Annotated in this window: 14 protein-coding genes and 1 pseudogene; 6 read left to right on the top strand and 9 right to left on the bottom strand. The window is 63.9% G+C overall.

Translation table 11 applies throughout. The annotated features are described in order from the left end of the window. Positions 1-207: 207 nt before the first annotated feature. Together VPH40_RS14275 and VPH40_RS14270 are read left to right on the top strand one after the other, a co-directional pair. On the top strand, positions 208-1,206 hold the full coding sequence (locus tag VPH40_RS14275; RefSeq protein ID WP_099666498.1) for a gamma-glutamyl-gamma-aminobutyrate hydrolase family protein: 999 nt from the start codon (positions 208-210) through the stop codon (positions 1,204-1,206). Then, positions 1,203-2,282 (top strand): alginate lyase family protein, encoded by a 1,080-nt coding sequence (locus VPH40_RS14270; protein WP_328573741.1) that lies wholly within the window; start codon positions 1,203-1,205, stop codon positions 2,280-2,282. Before VPH40_RS14275 ends, VPH40_RS14270 begins: the two co-directional genes overlap by 4 nt. Here VPH40_RS14270 and VPH40_RS14265 read toward each other — a convergent pair whose 3' ends face one another. The 8 genes and pseudogenes from VPH40_RS14265 to VPH40_RS14230 form a co-directional block, all read right to left on the bottom strand. Next, entirely contained in the window at positions 2,283-4,754 is a 2,472-nt protein-coding gene (locus VPH40_RS14265) for a TonB-dependent siderophore receptor (RefSeq protein WP_328573740.1), read from the bottom strand. 95 nt (positions 4,755-4,849) lie between these two features. Then, entirely contained in the window at positions 4,850-5,494 is a 645-nt protein-coding gene (locus VPH40_RS14260; RefSeq protein ID WP_328573978.1) for a FecR domain-containing protein, read from the bottom strand. 189 nt (positions 5,495-5,683) lie between these two features. Continuing rightward, positions 5,684-6,166 (bottom strand): annotated as a pseudogene (locus VPH40_RS14255) (sigma-70 family RNA polymerase sigma factor); the annotation flags it as partial. 207 nt (positions 6,167-6,373) lie between these two features. Beyond that, a complete protein-coding gene (locus VPH40_RS14250; protein WP_034780287.1) occupies positions 6,374-7,504 on the bottom strand; it encodes a YbdK family carboxylate-amine ligase in 1,131 nt (376 codons plus the stop codon). Further along, positions 7,505-8,692 carry a cation:proton antiporter gene (locus VPH40_RS14245; RefSeq protein ID WP_034780723.1) on the bottom strand — a complete coding sequence of 396 codons (1,188 nt, stop codon included), beginning with the start codon at positions 8,690-8,692 and terminating at the stop codon, positions 7,505-7,507. 312 nt (positions 8,693-9,004) lie between these two features. Beyond that, positions 9,005-10,174, bottom strand: coding sequence for a vWA domain-containing protein (locus VPH40_RS14240; RefSeq protein ID WP_070256030.1), 1,170 nt, complete (start codon positions 10,172-10,174; stop codon positions 9,005-9,007). Beyond that, positions 10,168-10,818, bottom strand: a complete 651-nt coding sequence (locus VPH40_RS14235) for a GNAT family N-acetyltransferase (protein WP_328573739.1) — start codon at positions 10,816-10,818, stop codon at positions 10,168-10,170. Before VPH40_RS14235 ends, VPH40_RS14240 begins: the two co-directional genes overlap by 7 nt. Positions 10,819-10,827: 9 nt before the next feature. After that, positions 10,828-11,697, bottom strand: a complete 870-nt coding sequence (locus VPH40_RS14230) for an AAA family ATPase (protein ID WP_034746522.1) — start codon at positions 11,695-11,697, stop codon at positions 10,828-10,830. A gap of 233 nt (positions 11,698-11,930) precedes the next feature. Between VPH40_RS14230 and VPH40_RS14225 the strand changes: the two genes are divergently transcribed. Together VPH40_RS14225 and VPH40_RS14220 are read left to right on the top strand one after the other, a co-directional pair. Beyond that, entirely contained in the window at positions 11,931-12,260 is a 330-nt protein-coding gene (locus VPH40_RS14225; RefSeq protein WP_092796428.1) for a c-type cytochrome, read from the top strand. A gap of 14 nt (positions 12,261-12,274) precedes the next feature. Beyond that, positions 12,275-12,616: a c-type cytochrome gene (locus tag VPH40_RS14220; protein WP_071075485.1), complete on the top strand. Its 342-nt coding sequence runs from the start codon at positions 12,275-12,277 to the stop codon at positions 12,614-12,616. A gap of 13 nt (positions 12,617-12,629) precedes the next feature. Here the strand turns inward: VPH40_RS14220 and norR are convergent, their stop codons facing one another. Further along, positions 12,630-14,186 (bottom strand): nitric oxide reductase transcriptional regulator NorR, encoded by a 1,557-nt coding sequence (norR, locus tag VPH40_RS14215; RefSeq protein ID WP_328573738.1) that lies wholly within the window; start codon positions 14,184-14,186, stop codon positions 12,630-12,632. 150 nt (positions 14,187-14,336) lie between these two features. Here norR and nirK point away from each other — a divergent pair, with 150 nt between their 5' ends. Together nirK and ytfE are read left to right on the top strand one after the other, a co-directional pair. Next, positions 14,337-15,821 carry a copper-containing nitrite reductase gene (gene nirK / locus VPH40_RS14210; protein ID WP_328573737.1) on the top strand — a complete coding sequence of 495 codons (1,485 nt, stop codon included), beginning with the start codon at positions 14,337-14,339 and terminating at the stop codon, positions 15,819-15,821. A 29-nt stretch (positions 15,822-15,850) separates the two neighbouring features. Continuing rightward, positions 15,851-16,528 carry an iron-sulfur cluster repair protein YtfE gene (gene ytfE / locus VPH40_RS14205; RefSeq protein WP_328573736.1) on the top strand — a complete coding sequence of 226 codons (678 nt, stop codon included), beginning with the start codon at positions 15,851-15,853 and terminating at the stop codon, positions 16,526-16,528. Positions 16,529-16,530: the final 2 nt, after the last annotated feature.

Genomic DNA, 16,530 nt, shown 5'->3' with positions numbered 1-16,530 from the left:
AGCGGTGGTTGAGGTACGTTCAAGATTAGCAGCGGGGGCGTAAAGATTCTCTAAAAAGCGGGGCCGCCAGCGTAAACGGACTGTATGCATCGGGTGTGGACGTGTTGCGTGGATGCCCCGCGCGTGGGCTTTTGTTACAAAATTGAATCGTGCTTTCCGGGGCAGGGGTTTATATTGAAAACGTCTCCGCTTTCAGTCAGCCCCGCCATGTCAGACGAAAAAGATCCCCAGCTTCCCCCTTCCACCGATCCCGCGGCGCCAGCTTCGGCGCGGCCCGACCGGGTAGGCAGGGCGCCCGATGATGAGCACCGCGCGCGCGATGCCGCACCCCGCTATCTGAAGGACAACGACACGCCGCTGGCGCTGGCCTGGCGGGTGATCTCGTCGCGCTACCGCTCCATGCGCGACAAGGCCAGCCGCGATTTCATGCGGCGCACCCTGCGCATCGGCATCTCGGCGCGCATTTTCCACCCCGAACCGGGTGCCACTGGCCTGCGCAGCAAGAACCTGCAATACCTGGAAGAGTCGATCGCCCAGTGGGTGATGTCGCGCGACGTGCTGGTGTTCATGATCCCGACCGTCAATACCAGCGGCCAGCTACACCCGAGTAACATCACCTTGCGCCACTATGCGCGCCACCTGGACGGCCTGGTGCTGCAGGGCGGCGCCGACGTCTCGCCGCAGACGTATTCGGAGGCGGCCACGCGGCCCGAATGGAGCGGCGACCGCGCGCGCGACCTGTACGAACTGGAACTGCTGCACGAATTCGTCGATGCGGGTAAGCCCGTGCTGGGCATCTGCCGCGGCTGCCAACTCATCAACGTGGGCTTTGGCGGCACCCTGTACCAGGACATCGCCTCGGATGTGGAAGGCGCCACCTCGCACGTCAACGACCTGTATGACCGCCACCGCCACAGCATCGTCTTCCCGAAAGGCTCGTCGCTGGCGGGGCTGTTCCCGAAGACGGGCGAGGCGCTCGTCAATTCCATCCACCATCAGTCGGTCAAGGACCTGGGGCGCGACATCACGGTGGAAGCGTATTCGCAAGGGGACAATATCGTCGAAGCCATCCGCTACCAGCGGGCGCGCTTCGTCATGGGCTTGCAGTGGCACCCGGAATTCCATTCGGCGGGCGGCGTCGAACTGCTCGATTGCACACCCATCCTCGATAACTTTTTGCGCGCGGCGCGGGAGACGCGGTTTTGAGTACGCACCTGATGCGCCGGCGCATTGTGCTGGCCGGCCTGCTGGCGCTGCCCCTGGCTGGCTTGCGCGCGGCGCCGCGCCCGCATGAAGGCGCGCTGCCGTTTGCGCTGACGTCCGCCGCGCGCGCCCGCACGCTCAAGGCGCGGGTGGTGCCGGCCATTGCGGAACAGGTGGTCAAGGCGGCGCGCAAGGATGCGGCGCGCCCCGTGCACCTGATGGCCGAAGTGCGCACGGGCGGCTTGCTGAAGGGCGAGGGCGGACGCGAGACCAGCCAGCAGGCGCAGGAAGACTGGCGCCAGGCGCGCCTGCAGGCGCTGGCCTGGAGACTATCGGGCGAGATGGCGCATTTCGAGGCGGCGCGCCAGCTGCTGCTGGCCTGGAGCGGCGCCTACCAGCCGTCGTTCAGCCCCGTCGACGAGACGGAGCTGGCCAGCCTCCTGATGGGCTTTGACCTGGTGCAGGAACGCTTGAACGGCGTCGAGCGCGAACAGGTGCAGGCATTTTGCCGCACCCTGGCGCACGGATATCTGAGTGACCCCATCAAGGTGGGCGGCCCGTCCACGGCGCGCAACAACTGGCATAGCCACCGCATCAAGATCGGCACGGCCGCCGCGTATGTCACGGGCGACGCCTTGCTGATCGCGCGGGCGAAGGAACGCTTCCTGGCGCACGTGCCGCGCAATATCGGCGTCGGCGGCGTACCCTTCGACTTCGAGCAGCGCGATGCCCTGCATTACACCACCTACAGTCTGGAGCCGTTGCTGACGACCGCCCTGATGGCGCAGGCGCATGGCGACGACTGGTATGGCGCGCCGGAAGCGCGGCGCCTGGCCGAGGCGCTGGCCTGGCTGGCGCCGTACGCGCAGGGGAGAAAGACGCACGAGGAGTTCGCGAAAAGCGCCGTGCCCTTCGACCGCAAGCGCGTGGCGGCCGGCGAAAAAGGCTTTACGGGGAATTGGGAGCCGAAGGGCGCCGCCAATGTGTATCTGCTGGCGGCGCGCTTCGATCCCGCTTACCTGCCGCTGGCGCTGGAATTGCACCCGCCAGCCTGGGCGCTGGCGCTGTATGGGAGCTGATTAAAACTTCGTGCGCACGGTGAACATCACATTGCGCGGTTCGCCGTAGAAGCCCGTCTGGAACAGGCCGAGGCCCGTGAAGTATTTCTTGTCCAGCAGGTTGTTCACGTTGACGCTGGCCGTGACGTTCCTGCTGATCTCGTAGCGCGCCATCAGGTTGAGCAGCGCGTAGCCGCCCTGCTTGATGCGTGCATTGTCCTCGATGGCGGGGTTCCAGATATTGCCGTCGTAGCTGCTTTGCCAGTTGATGCCGCCACCGACGGTCAGCTTGTCCAGCCCGGCCGGCAGGCGCCACGTGCCTTGCACGCGCACCAGGTGGGCGGGCTGCGTCGTTTGCAGCATGGTGGAAAAGACATCCTTGCCATCCGCATCGCGCACGTGGGTGTAGGTGTAGCCGGCGCTCAGCCTCACATCCTTGGCCACTTCGCCCGTCACTTCCATTTCCACGCCACGACTGGTGACGCCGTCGATGGCTTTATACATTATCTCACCGTTGACTTCGCCCACAGGGCTGGCCACGTTGCTTTGACGGATCTGGAACAGGGACGCGCTGCCATTGACCTTGCCGTCGAGGTATTCGGCCTTCACACCCGCTTCCACACCCTTGCCGCGCACGGGCGACAGGAAGTTGCGGTTGATGTCGCGGCTGCTTTGCGGCGCGAAGATGCTGGTGTAGCTGCCGAACACGGAATACGTCTTGTCGAGGTCATACACGACGCCCGCATACGGCGTGATGACCTTGTTTTCCTCGATGCGCGAGGTGATGCGCGCGGTGCCGGCGTCGAAGAAAGTGCGGTCCTGCTCCTGCTTGTAATCGCTGACGCGTGCGCCGAGAATCACCGACAGCGCGTCAAGCGGATGCAGGCGCACGGCGCCATACAGGCCGCTCTGGCGCGTGCTATCGTTGTCGTTGCCCAGGCGCTTGAACGCCGGTTCCGCGTACTGGCCGCGCCAGTCGAAATAACTGCCTTCGACGGGCGGGTAGACCGAATCATAGACGGGACCATCCTGCTTCGCCGTCGAACTGGAATAACCGATCATCGCCTCATGCTGGCGGCCAAACGCGGTAAACGGGCCGCTGGCGTCGACGTTGACGGTGGTCTGGCGGCGGTCGCCCTTGTATTTACCCATGAAGAAAAACGCGCCTGCGCCCGTGGCGGGGTCGGGATTGCCGCCGCTGGCCGAACCGAGCACGCTGTCATGCTTGCTGCGCAACTGATTGGCGCTCAATTTCACTTTCCACGCGTTGGCGAAGCTGTGTTCCAGCGACGTAAATAGGGTGGTGTTCTGCATGTTGCGGCGGCTCCAGTCCGTGGCCGGGTTCCACGAGGTGGGGAAATCCGTGCGGGTGCCGTCGGACAGCAGGACGGGGAAACCGGTCCAGGTCGACCCGCGCGGCTTGTAATCCTGGTGCGTGAAGCCGGTCGTGAGCAGGGTGACGGGTGTCAGGTCCGCCTCGATGATGCCGTAGGCGACGGATTTCTGCTGCGTGTAGCGGTCGAGGTAGGAGTGCTTGTCCTGGTAGGCGCCCACCAGGCGGCCGCGCACCGTGCGGCTGGCATTGAGCGGGCCGGAGACATCGGCTTCGCCGCGGTAGTTGTCCCACGATCCCGCGCCCAGGGTGGCCGAACCCTCGAAGTGGGCAGTGGGGCGCTTGCGCACCATGTTGACGGTGGCCGACGGGTCGCCCGAACCACTCATCAGGCCCGTCGCGCCTTTCAGCACTTCGATGCGGTCGTAGATGGCCATGTCACTGTTCGTCGTCCCCCAGTCGTAGACGCCGTCATAGATGGCCGACACGCCGTCGTACTGGAAATTGGTGACGGCAAAGCCGCGCGCCTGGAAGCTCCAGCGGTCGCTGTCGTAGTTTTGCACGCTCACGCCATTGACGTTTTTCATGACGTCGGAAACGGCATTGCTGTTCTGGTCATCCATCTGCTGGCGCGTGACGATGGTCAGCGATTGCGGCGTTTCGCGCTGGCTCAAGGCCAGGCCCGTGGCGCCGCTGGCGGGGCCGCCCGTATAGCTGCCGGTACCGCCCGTCACGGCGCTACGCTCGGCCGCCGCCACCACGGTGACGCCGCTCATGACGGCCACGCCGCGGCTATCCACCGAGGCAGTATCCGCGCCGGCGGGGATCTTTTGCAGCAGGTAGCCGCCGTTCGCCTGCGGCACGGCTTGCAGGTCGCTGCCGGCCAGCAGCACGCGGAAACCATCGTGCACGCCATAGCTGCCTTGCAGGCCGGCGCTGCGCAAGCCTTGCGTGGCGTCGCTGGAGAACGACAATAAAATGGCGCTGTCGCTGCCGAAGCGCGTCAGCACATCGCCCAGCGCGCCGGCGGGAATGCTGTAGACGCGCACTTGCTGGCTTTGTGCCTGGGCCAGCGCTGGCAGGGCCAGGGCCATACCGATTTGAGACAGGGCGCAGGCCAGGACGGGGCGGGTCAGGAGGGAACGTGAAGCGTGGTACATGGAATAAAACCTTTCGTGGATGCGCAAGATGGAGACTGCCTATCTACCAAGTCACGCGAGCACGCTAGAACAGCTCACTTTGCAGAAAATATTTTTCAGTGGGCCGCCAGTTCGATCCTGACGACTTGATGGCCCCAGAAGCGCGTCACGGTATTGCGCTGCAGCCGCAGGCTGGCGCTGATGGCGTCGACGATGGCATTGACGTCGGCCAGCGGGTAGGAACCGGACACGCGCAGGCTGGCGATGGCCGGCGCGCAGGCCAGCGGATGCTTGCTGTAGCGCGACAGCTCGGCGAGGAAATCGGCCAGGCGCATGTCGCGCGCCACCAGCATGCCATTGAGCCAGGCGCCGCCATATGGCGCCAGCGCCTGGCGATGATGGCTGTTGCTGTCGAAATGGGCGCCTTCGCCGGGATGCAGCACCAGGCGCTGGGCGCCGTCGCTGGCCAGCACGGCGACGGCCCCTTCGAGCACGCCGGCGCTGGCATAGTCATCGTGCAGGCGCACGGTGAAGCGCGTGCCCAGTGCCTGCAGGCTGCCGTGCGGCGTGGCGACGAAGAAGGGGCGCCGTGCCGCATCCTTGCCGGTGGCGATGAAGATTTCGCCGGCCAGCAGTTCGATGCTGCGTCGCTCGCCGTCGTAAGCGATGTTTACGGCGCTATTGGTGTTGAGCGTGAGCTGGGTACCATCGTCCAGTGTCACCACGCGGCGCTGGTTGACTGCCGTGCGGTAATCGGCCATCCAGCCGCGCCATGGGCTGCGGCGCTCAAACGCATACAGCGAGGCACCGCAGGCCAGCAGCAGGGCCAGGGTCTTGACGGCATGGCGGCGCGGCGCATTCGCTTGCACGCAGGCGCGCAGCAGGGTGGCGTGCATGGCGGGCGGCAGGTGTTCATGCTGCGTTTGCAACTGCTGCCACGCCTGTGTGGCGCTGCCGGCCCGCTGCAGGTGGCGTTTCACCGTGGCCAGCGAGATGCCGAGCTGGCGCGCGATGTCTTCCTGCGGCAGCTCGTCGAGCTGGCGTAGTAAAAAAGCCCGTTTCACGGGAGGCGGCAATCCGTCAAGCATGCGGTCGAGTTCAAATACGGTGGCCAGCAGCAGTGCCCGTTCCTCGGGCGATGGCGCATGCCGGGGCGGCAGTTGCGCCAGTACGTCGAGGTAAGCCTCTTCGAGTTTCTGACGGCGGTAATGGTTGAACAGCACGCGCTGCGCGACGGTGGCGAGAAAGGCGCGCGGCTCGCGCGCGGCGACGGCGTCTTCGCGGTCGAGCAGGCGCATGAAGGTATCGTGCGCCACGTCGGCCGCACACGCCGTGCTGCCCAGCTTCTTGCGCAGCCAGCCTTGCAGCCAGCCGTGGTGGTCGGCATACAGTGTCGCGATGTCCTGGCGTTGTAGCGGCTCTGCCAGCGGCATCGCATTCCCCTTGCATGGCCGGCCCGGGTGGGCTGGTGTTTTTAAACAATAATAAGAATCATTCTCACTTATTGTAACAAGCGGTGGCGGCGGCTGTAAACGATGGGGAGATGGGGTGTGGTTTTTTGGGTTTGACGTTGTTGAATGCTGGGGTCTGACCCGGCGGGTCAGACCCCATGGACGCGACGTTGGCTGGACCGGACAGCGTCAATAGTTCATCGGTTCACCGCGAAAACATCGGATCGCCGAATCGACCATGCCCTCGGCACTGCCCTGCAAGCTGTGCTGCTTGCGCAGGTATTGCGCGTCGCTCCATTGCTTGGCCACGTCCGACAGGTGTTTCAGGGCTGGCGTGCTGCCCAGCGCCTCGGCGTGCGGTTCCATCTTGCGCAGGGTGGTCATGATGTCTTCGCGCAGCGACATCGTTTCGTAGGTTTTCGGATGCGTGATGGCGCCGTCGAGGCCGAAGCGGCAAGCCTGGAAGCGGTTGTAGTTATATACGAGATAATCGTCTTCCACCGGCGGGGTTTCGCGGCGTTCGAGCAGGTAGCGGCACAGCGCTTGCAGGTAGGCGGCCAGCGCGGCGGCCCGTTCCACCGTCAGCGGCGTGTCGCACACGCGCAGTTCGATGGTGCCGAATTCCGGCTTGGGACGGATATCCCAGTAAAAATCCTTCATGCTCTTGATGATGCCCGTGTTCTCCATCTTGGCGAAATACTCGTTGGAGAACTGGTCCCAGCTCAGCGTAAACGGCGCGCGCCCGCTCATGGGAAACGCGAACACGGAATTGAGGCGGGCCGAATCGAACAGGGTGTCGCGTCCCTGCACGTAGGGCGAGGACGCCGACAGGGCGATGAAGTGGGGGATGTAGCGGTTCAGCGAATGCAGCAGGAACATGGCGTCGTCGCCCGAGGCGCAGCCGATGTGCACGTGCTGGCCGAAGATGGTGAACTGCTTGGCCAGGTAGCCGTACAGTTCCGAAATCTCCTGGAAGCGGGGCTTGGAAAAGATCTTTTGCGACGACCATTGCTGGAACGGGTGCGTGCCGCCGCCCGCGATGCCGATATTGAGCTTGTCGCCGGCCGTGATCAAGGTGTCGCGGATTTCCTGCAGCTGCTCCAGCAGGGGGCCGTGATGCGTGTGCACGCTCGAGTTGATCTCGATCATGCTCTCGGTGATTTCCGGCGTGACGTTGCCGGGGAACGGTTTTTTATTCAGCAGATGCAGCAGGTCGGGGCTGGCGGCCGTCAAGTCATAGTCCGACAGGTTCACCAGTTGCAGTTCGAGTTCGACGCCGAAGGTCAGCGCGGCCGATTGGCCAAAGGGTTCCAGCGGCATTTAGCGCTCCTTGATTTCGTGGGTTTCTTTGGCCAGCATCAGCACGCGCTGCACCAGCACGGGGCCGACCAGTTCCAGTCCCAGGGTGATGGCGGCCAGGGCGTTCAATTCGTCGCCGAAGTTCACGCCGTGCTGGCGCGCGTGCTCCAGCAGCAGGATGATGAAGACGGAGACGGGCGTCAGCGCCACGCCCGTCAGCACGCCCTTGCGCCAGGAAATGCCGCTCACATGCGAGAACGCGGCCACGCCGACGACCTTCGTCAGCAATCGCCCGCCGACGACGGCCAGGGCCAGGCCCGCGCCGGCAGCCACGCTGGCCCATTCCAGGGTCGAGGCGGCATACACGAACAGCAGCACCGTCAGCAGCTCGCCCAGCGCGCCGAAATTGCGCTGCGCCTGGCTGAAGGCGACACGGCGGTGGCGCGCCACCAGGCCGAAGGTGAGGGTGGCCAGCAGCGGCGACAGGCTGGTGGTGTAGGTGAGGGCGACGAGCAGCATCACCGACAGCGCGAAGGCCACGGTGGCATCCTGCGCCATATTGCCCAGGCGGCGCAGCATGGCCGGCACGACGATGCCGAAGACGGTACCGGCGGCCACCGAGGCGGCCAGCACGGCGGCGCTGCTGCTGCTCGCTTCGATCAGGTCGGTGGAACTCTGGAACATCCAGAAGCCGACGATGATGTTGAACGTGAAGACGGCCAGCACGCAATTGAGAGCGGTGAGGTGGACGATGCGTTCCGTGACCTGGCCCGAACTGCGCTCCTCGTTGATGACGCGCATGATGGTGGCCGGCGAGGTGGACATGGCCAGGGACGCCAGCAGCAGCGCCGTCATCGAGGTGGAACCGAATTCGATGCCGATGAAGTAGACGACGGCAAAGGTCAGCAAGGATTCGACCAGGCCCGTGACGGCGATCCACGGATTGTTCTTCAGCCAGCGCAGGTTGATGCGGTAGCCGACTTCGAACAGGATCAGGCCGAAGGCCACGTCGGCCAGCACCAGCATGGGGCCGGCGTCCGTCTGCGGCAGGATGCCCACCTGCGTCTGCGCGAGGACGAAACCGATCACGCCGTAAAAACTGATACGCGGCAGGCCAGTCCAGCGGTGACCGAATTCGCCCACCACCCAGGCCAGGGTGATGGCGAACGGCCAGGACAGGTCGGCGGCGATCGAGATCAGACTTTGCATGCTCATTCCTTTGAAAATGGCGCTGGCACCGGCCGGCAGCACGGGGGCTGGCGCGGCAATGTCATGGTGCAGCGATGGTGCATAGTTTGCGCAGAGCGATGCGCCGATTCTACCGGAGCAGAAGGCGCGCACGATGTGCGCAATCGAACAGTGTCGCGGCCATGGCGGCCGCGCACAGGATGCAGCAGGTTGGGCAGGGCTGGTATCAGCGTATGGTACCCGCCCGCAGCGGAGAGGCTCCGCACGGTAGTGCCGTGTTGCAGTGTACGGCATGGCGGCCCCCTGCCGCCATGGACTTTTTGTTGCGTGCTTTTATTTACTGAGCAGACGCATGCCCCGTTCCAGCCCGTCGATCGACAGGGGGAACATGCGGTTGTTCATCAGTTGCCGCATCACGCCGATCGACTGGCGGTATTGCCACAATCCCTCCGATTCGGGATTGAGCCAGATGAATTTCGGGAATGCCTGGGTAAAGCGGGCCAGCCACGTCGATCCCGCTTCCTCGTTGTTGTATTCGACGCTGCCGCCCGGTTGCAGGATTTCATAGGGGCTCATGGTGGCGTCGCCGACGAAAATCAGCTTGGTGTCCGGCGGGTATTTGCGCAGCACGTCCCAGGTGGGGAACCGTTCGGCGTTGCGGCGCCGGTTGTTCTTCCACAGGTAGTCGTAGACGCAGTTATGGAAGTAAAAGAACTCCATGTTCTTGAATTCCGTCTTCGCCGCCGAAAACAGTTCCTCGGTGCGCTCGATATGGTCGTCCATGCTGCCGCCAACATCGAGCAGCATCAGCACCTTGATGCGGTTCTTGCGCTCGGGCCGCATCCTGATGTCGAGATAGCCCGCGTTATTGGCCGTGGCGGCGATGGTGGCGTCCAGCGCCAGTTCATCTTCCGCGCCTTCGCGCGCGAACTTGCGCAGGCGGCGCAAGGCCACCTTGATGTTGCGCGTGCCCAGTTCGCGCTCGCCGTCGTAATCCTTGTAGCTGCGCGCTTCCCACACTTTCACGGCCGTGCGGTTGCCGCCCTTGCCGCCGATGCGGATGCCTTCCGGGTTCGTGCCGCCATTGCCGAATGGCGACGTGCCGCCCGTGCCGATCCATTTGCTACCGCCTTCGTGGCGCTCCTTCTGTTCCTTCAGTAGCTCGTTCAGGCGGTCCATCAGCTTGTCGTAGCCGAATTTCTCCAGCTGCGCCTTCTGCTCCTCGGACAGCTCGCGCTGCATGCGTTTCAGCAGCCAGTCGAGGGGAATCGCCGCGTTCGTGTCGAAGGCCGCGTTGACACCCTTGAAGTACTGGGCAAACGCGCGGTCGAACTTGTCGAAATGGGCTTCATCCTTGACCAGGGTCAGGCGCGCCAGATAGTAAAAATCGTCCATCGAGGCGTCGATGACGTTCTTTTGCAGCGCTTCAAGCAGGGTCAGAAATTCCTTGATCGAGACGGGAATCTTCGCATCCTTGAGCGTGAAGAAGAAATCGATCAGCATGGGGCTTCCTCTGCCCCGGCGACTCCCACGCGGGGCAGCGCGGCGATGGGGCGCTGCGCCAGCTTGTAGCGCAAATGGGCGGCAATCTCGGGCCACTCGCCGCGCGTGATGCTGTACATGACGGTATCGCGCACGGTGCCGTCGCGGCGCAGCGCATGGTGGCGCAGCACGCCATCCTTTTTTGCGCCCAGGCGCTCGATGGCCGCCTGCGAGGCATGGTTGAAATTATCGGTGCGCAGGCCCACCAGCGCGCAGCCGAGCGTGTCGAAGGCGTGCGCCAGCAGCAGCAATTTGCAGGTGGTGTTGACGTGGCTGCGCTGGCAGCGCTTGGCATACCAGGTGTAGCCGATTTCCAGGCGCCCGATGGCTGGCACCACGTCGTGGTAGCTGGTGGTGCCGAGCACCTCGCCGCTGGCCACGTCGATGACGGCAAAGGCGAAGCGCGAAGGGCGCATCTCGATGCCCTTGAAAATGTACTGGTCCACCTGGTCCGGCTCGGGCACGGAGGTGACGCGCAGATTCCACAGCTCGCCGTCCGTGGCCGCCGCGCGCAGGCCAGGCGCATGGTGCGGCGCCAGCGCTTCGAGGCGGATGCCGTGCAGTTCCAGGGGGACGAAGACCTTGTCCTGGCTGATGTCGTTCACCGGCGCTCCTTAGCGGTTGGTGCGCGACATGAACATCAGGCGCTCGAACAGGTGCACGTCCTGTTCGTTTTTCAACAGCGCGCCGTGCAGCGGCGGCACGACGGCCTTGTTGTCCTTGCTGCGCAAGGCTTCGGCCGGGATGTCTTCGGCCAGCAGGAGCTTGAGCCAGTCGAGGAATTCCGACGTCGACGGTTTTTTCTTCAGGCCCGGCACGTCGCGCACTTCATAGAAGGTTTGCAGCGCCTGCGCCAGCAATTCCTGTTTCAGGTGCGGGTAGTGGACGGCGACGATCTGCTCCATCGTGTCCTTGTCCGGGAATTTGATGTAATGGAAGAAGCAGCGGCGCAGGAAGGCGTCCGGCAGTTCCTTTTCGTTGTTCGAGGTGATGATGACGAGCGGGCGATGGCGCGCCGTGACCATTTCGCGCGTTTCGTAGACATAGAATTCCATGCGGTCCAGTTCGCGCAACAAGTCGTTCGGGAATTCGATGTCGGCCTTGTCGATTTCATCGATCAAGAGCACCACCGGCTCGGGCGCCGTGAACGCCTGCCACAGCACGCCCTTGACGATGTAGTTCTGGATGTCGCGCACGCGCTCGTCGCCCAGCTGCGAGTCGCGCAGGCGCGAGACGGCGTCGTATTCGTACAGGCCCTGCTGCGCCTTGGTGGTCGATTTGATATGCCATTGCATCAGCGGCATGTTCAGCGCGGCGGCCACTTCCTCTGCCAGCATGGTCTTGCCCGTGCCCGGTTCGCCCTTGATCAGCAGCGGGCGTTGCAGGGTCAGCGCCGCATTCACGGCCAGTTTCAGGTCGGCGGTGGCGACATAGCTGTCGGAACCTTCGAAGCGTTGGCCTTGCTGGGTGTGCTGTGCTTGCATGAGCGGTCTGCCAAAGTAGGGAAATGGTGAGTATAAACAGAACTGTGGCGCACTGCCACGCGGACGGCCTGTGCCTGCCTGCCTACAATGCGGGTTTTATAGGTGGACTTGCAAGAATATCTTGGCTAGAATCGGCAAGCAGCAGATTAATTGTCAACCTTAATTGTCAACACATAAAATCAATAAAAACCAGCTCTGGCGTTTCTCCGATTACCTTTGTTCACATTGCCACTATGAAAAAAATATTTGCACTTCTCGTGCTTGCCGGCATAGCAAATGCCGTCACAGCGGCTGACATTGTAGGAAACGCCAAGGCAGCGACTGCCAAGGTGGAAATGTGTATCGGCTGCCATGGCATCCCCGGTTACAAGGCAACCTTCCCCGAAGTGTTCCAGGTGCCGATGATCGGCGGCCAGCCGGCAAAATATATCGAGAATGCGCTGCAAGCCTACAAGAAGGGCGATCGCAAGCACCCCAGCATGAAGGGCATCGCCAGCAGCCTGTCGGACCAGGATATCGCCGATGTCGCCGCGTATTATGCGCAACAAGCCAAGCCGAACTGAGGACCAGCCAGATGATGAAAACACTACTCGCCGCCCTCGTTTGCGCCACCGTCTCGTTCGGCGCCAGCGCCGCCGGCAATATCAATACGGGCAAGGCCCTGGCCGAAAAATACAGCTGCGCCACCTGCCACGGCAAGGATTACGGTTCGCCCATCGACCCGTCCTATCCGAAATTGGCGGGTCAGCACAAGGATTACCTGGAACACGCCTTGACGGCGTATAAGCGGGGCGACAAGGCCAATGGCCGCAACAACGCCATCATGACGGGCCAGGTGAAACCGCTGAGCAACCAGGACATCAAGGACCTGGCCGCCTACCTGCACAGCCTGCCGACCACCCTGGTCATTCACCGCTGAGTTTTAGCCGGGCTCAGGCTTTCAAGCCGACCCGGCGCGCCAGCTTGTGCAGATTGCTGGCGTCCAGCCCCAGCTGGCGCGCGGCAGCGGCCCAGTTATCCTGATGTAGCACCAGCGCTTGCCGGATGGCCTGGCGCTGGCTCGCTTCCACGATCTGATGCATGGACAGCAGCGGCGCCGCTGGCGCTCCGCACGCAGCCGGCGCAGGCAGCGACGCGTTCGCACCGGCTGGCGCCTCCAGCGCATCGAGGTCGAGCATATCCGTTTCCAGGGTCACGATGTCCTTGCGGTCCGCGCCGCGGATCACGGCTTTCAGCGCGGCCCGGCTGATCACATGTTCCAGTTCGCGCACATTGCCCGGCCAGCGGTAGTGGCACAGGGCATTTTCCGCCGCGGCGGACAGGCGCAGGCTGCGCAAGCCCAGGCGCGCGCGGTTGAGCTCAAGAAAACCACCGGCCAGCAGCAGCACGTCATTGCCCCGTTCGCGCAGCGGCGGAATCGGCACGGGATACACGGACAAGCGGTGATACAGGTCGGCGCGGAACGAGCCATCGCGCACATGCTCGCGCAGGCTGCGGTTGGTGGCGGCGATCACGCGCACGTTGACGCGGCGCGGCCGGTCCGCACCCAGGCGCTGGATTTCGCCATTTTGCAAGGTGCGCAGCAGCTTGGCCTGTATCGACAGCGGCAATTCCCCCACTTCATCGAGAAACAGGGTACCCCCTTCGGCCGCCTCGAAACGCCCGGGCCGGTCGCTGACGGCGCCGGAAAACGCGCCGCGTACATGGCCGAACAATTCGCTTTCGGCCAGGGACTCGGGCAAGGCCGCGCAATTGACGTGGATCAAGGGCTTGCCTGCGCGGCGCGACAGCCGGTGCAGGCGGTGCGCGCACAGTTCCTTGCCGACGCCCGTCTCTCCCAGCAGCAGCACGGGCAGTTCGGAATCGGCGACCACTTGCAACTCGTGCAGCAAGTGCGTGATGGCGCTGCTCTGGCCGACGAAATCGTGTTCCTCGCGCGGCGCTTGCGCATCGGCCAGCATGGCGCCGCCCGACAGGCGCAGGGCGCGGATTTCCGTTTCCAGGCGGGTCACGCGCACGGCCGCCTCGATGGCGCAAGCCAGTTCACCCAGGTCGCGCTGCGCCTGTCCATTGAAGGTGCCTACCTGCAGGGCGTCGAGCGTGATCACACCCCAGCGTTCGCCTTCCAGGTCCAGTGCCATGCCCATGCAGTCGTGCACGGGCAGCGGCTCGCCGGCCCGCTCGGCGATCAAGCCATCGTAGGGATCGGGCAGGGAGCTGTCGTGATGGAAGCACAGCACGCCGCGCCGTTGCAGGATGGCGGCCAGACGCGGATGGTCGGCGACGGCGAAGCGACGCCCCAGCGCGTCGCTGGCCAGGCCGGCCATCGCCACGGGGCGCAAGTGCTCGCCATCGAGCTTGAGCAAGGCCACGGCTTCGCAGCCGAAGTGTGCGCGCAGGCTGCCGACCAGGCGCTGCAGGCGCACTGCCACGGGCAGGTCGGCGACCAGGTCGGTGAGCAGCAGCAGGTGGATGGCAGTGGTGGTCATAAGTACCATGCAGGGTACAACGAACCACGGTAAACAAGGGTTATTACGACCCTGTGTTTTTCAAATCATTGATTTAAAACAAGTTTTTCCTGGCACACGGTTTGCCTAGGTATGAGTGCCAAACCGGCATACAAGACCAAGGAAAGCTTGATGAAAACGACTCCCTCCCTCCGCGCCATTGCCGCCGCCGTCTGTGTCCTGGCCATGCCCCTGTCCGTGCAGGCCCAGGCGAGCCTGCCTGCCAGCGCTGCCGCCACTGCCGCCAAACCTGCCACCGCCGTGGTCAAGCGCTATGAACTGCAAACCAATATCGTCAACGGCAAGATGGTATTCATCGACGCCAAGGGCCAGGTCAACCCGGTGCTGGCGGCCAAGGTGGGGGAAACGGTCGAACTCGTGCTGAAAAGCGGCGAAGGCGCCGAACACGACCTGCTGATCCCCGAGCTGAACGTGGCTTCAAGCAAATTCAGCGCCAATAGCGGCAGCACCACCGTGCGCTTCAAGGTCACGCGCGCCGGTACGTTCACCTATTACTGCTCGATTCCCGGCCACCGCCAGATCGGCATGGAAGGCAAGCTGGTCGTGAGCGGCACTTCGCTGGCCGAAGTGGGAGCGCCGAAGGCTGCCGGCGCCGGCAGCGCGGCCAGCGAATCGAGCCAGGCCGCTGCGCTGGCCCTGTACACGCCCGCGCCATCGCCGATGCGCGGTCCCGACCCATCGGCCGTCAGCGTGGCCGCCAATCCTGCCTCCGTGCCGGCTGCCATCGGCGCGCGTGCGCCGCAAACCCTGAAATACCGCATGGAGACGGTGGAGCTGCCGGGCAAGCTCGATGACGGCACCAGTTTTACCTACTGGACTTTCAACCGGCAAGTGCCTGGCCCGATGCTGCGCGCGAAGGTGGGCGACACGGTCGAACTGACCCTGTTCAACGCTAGGGACAGCAAGATGATCCACTCGATCGATCTGCACGCCGTGACGGGCGGCCATGGCGGCGGACAGCACACGCAGGTGGCGCCGGGGCAGGAAAAGACGGTTACCTTCAAGGCGCTCAATCCGGGCCTGTATGTGTACCACTGCGCCACGCCCCTGGTGCCGCAGCATATCGCGGCCGGCATGTACGGCATGATCCTGGTCGAACCGGAAGGCGGCCTGTCAAAAGTCGACCGCGAGTATTACGTGATGCAGGGCGAGATGTACACGGGCCGTCCGCACGGCGCGCCCGTGCACCAGGAACCGAACCTGGAAAAAATGGCCAATGAACTGCCCGACTACTACGTCTTCAACGGCGAAGTGGGCGCCTTGAGCAAGACGCACAAATTGCAGGCGAAAGTCGGCGAGACGGTGCGCATCTATTTCGGCGTCGGCGGCCCGAACAAGATTTCATCGTTCCACATCATCGGCGAGATATTCGACAAGGTATACAGCGAAGGCTCGATCAGCAGCCCGAAACACGACGTGCAAACCACCCTGGTGGCACCGGGCGGCGCGACCATCGTCGAACTCAAGGTACAGCATCCGGGCAGCTATCTGCTGGTCGACCATGCCTTGTCGCGCGCCGGCAAGGGCGCCGTGGGCGTGCTGGAAGTGACTGGCGAACCCGTACCCGGCGTCTACCACGCGGGCGCGGCGCAATAAATCTACCTATTCATCCTCAAGGAACTGTTATGGAAATGATCGACCTATCCCTGGGCCAACTGGCCCGCCGCATCCCTGGCGCCACGCGCCTGTTCGATGCGCACCGCCTGGATTTTTGCTGCGGCGGCAACAAGACCCTGCGCGCGGCGGCCGAAGCGGCCGGCGTGGATGCGGCGCCCATCGTCGAGGAATTGCGGCTGCTGGCAGGACGGATTGACGCCAGCGGCGAGCGTGACTGGCAGGACGCCTCGGCCACCGAGCTGGTGGAACACCTGCTGGCGCGCTACCACGCGGTGCACCGCGAGCAGCTGCCCGAACTGATACGCCTGGCACGCAAGGTCGAGCAGGTGCATGGCGACCGCGCCGACTGTCCGCACGGGCTGGCGGAACACCTGTCGGCCATGGCGCAGGAGCTGGAAAGCCATATGCGCAAGGAAGAAGACGTGTTGTTCCCGATGATCGTGCGCGGCCAGGGCCCGCGGGCCGGTGCGCCCATCAACGTCATGCGCATGGAGCACGACGACCATGGCGTGGCCTTGCGCGCGATGGAGGCAATGACGAACGATATCACCGCCCCTGCTGGCGCCTGCACCACCTGGCGCGCGCTGTACACGGGCTTGCGCACCTTCCGTGCAGACCTGATGGCGCACATCCATACTGAAAACAATATCCTGTTCGAGCGCTTTGCGCCGGCCGTGGTGCACTGACA

The organism is Janthinobacterium sp. P210005, from assembly GCF_036231865.1.
GTDB classification, from domain to species: domain Bacteria; phylum Pseudomonadota; class Gammaproteobacteria; order Burkholderiales; family Burkholderiaceae_D; genus Janthinobacterium; species Janthinobacterium kumbetense.
The sequence above is the reverse complement of the archived record's forward strand: the minus strand, read 5'-3'. Positions and strand labels throughout refer to the sequence as shown.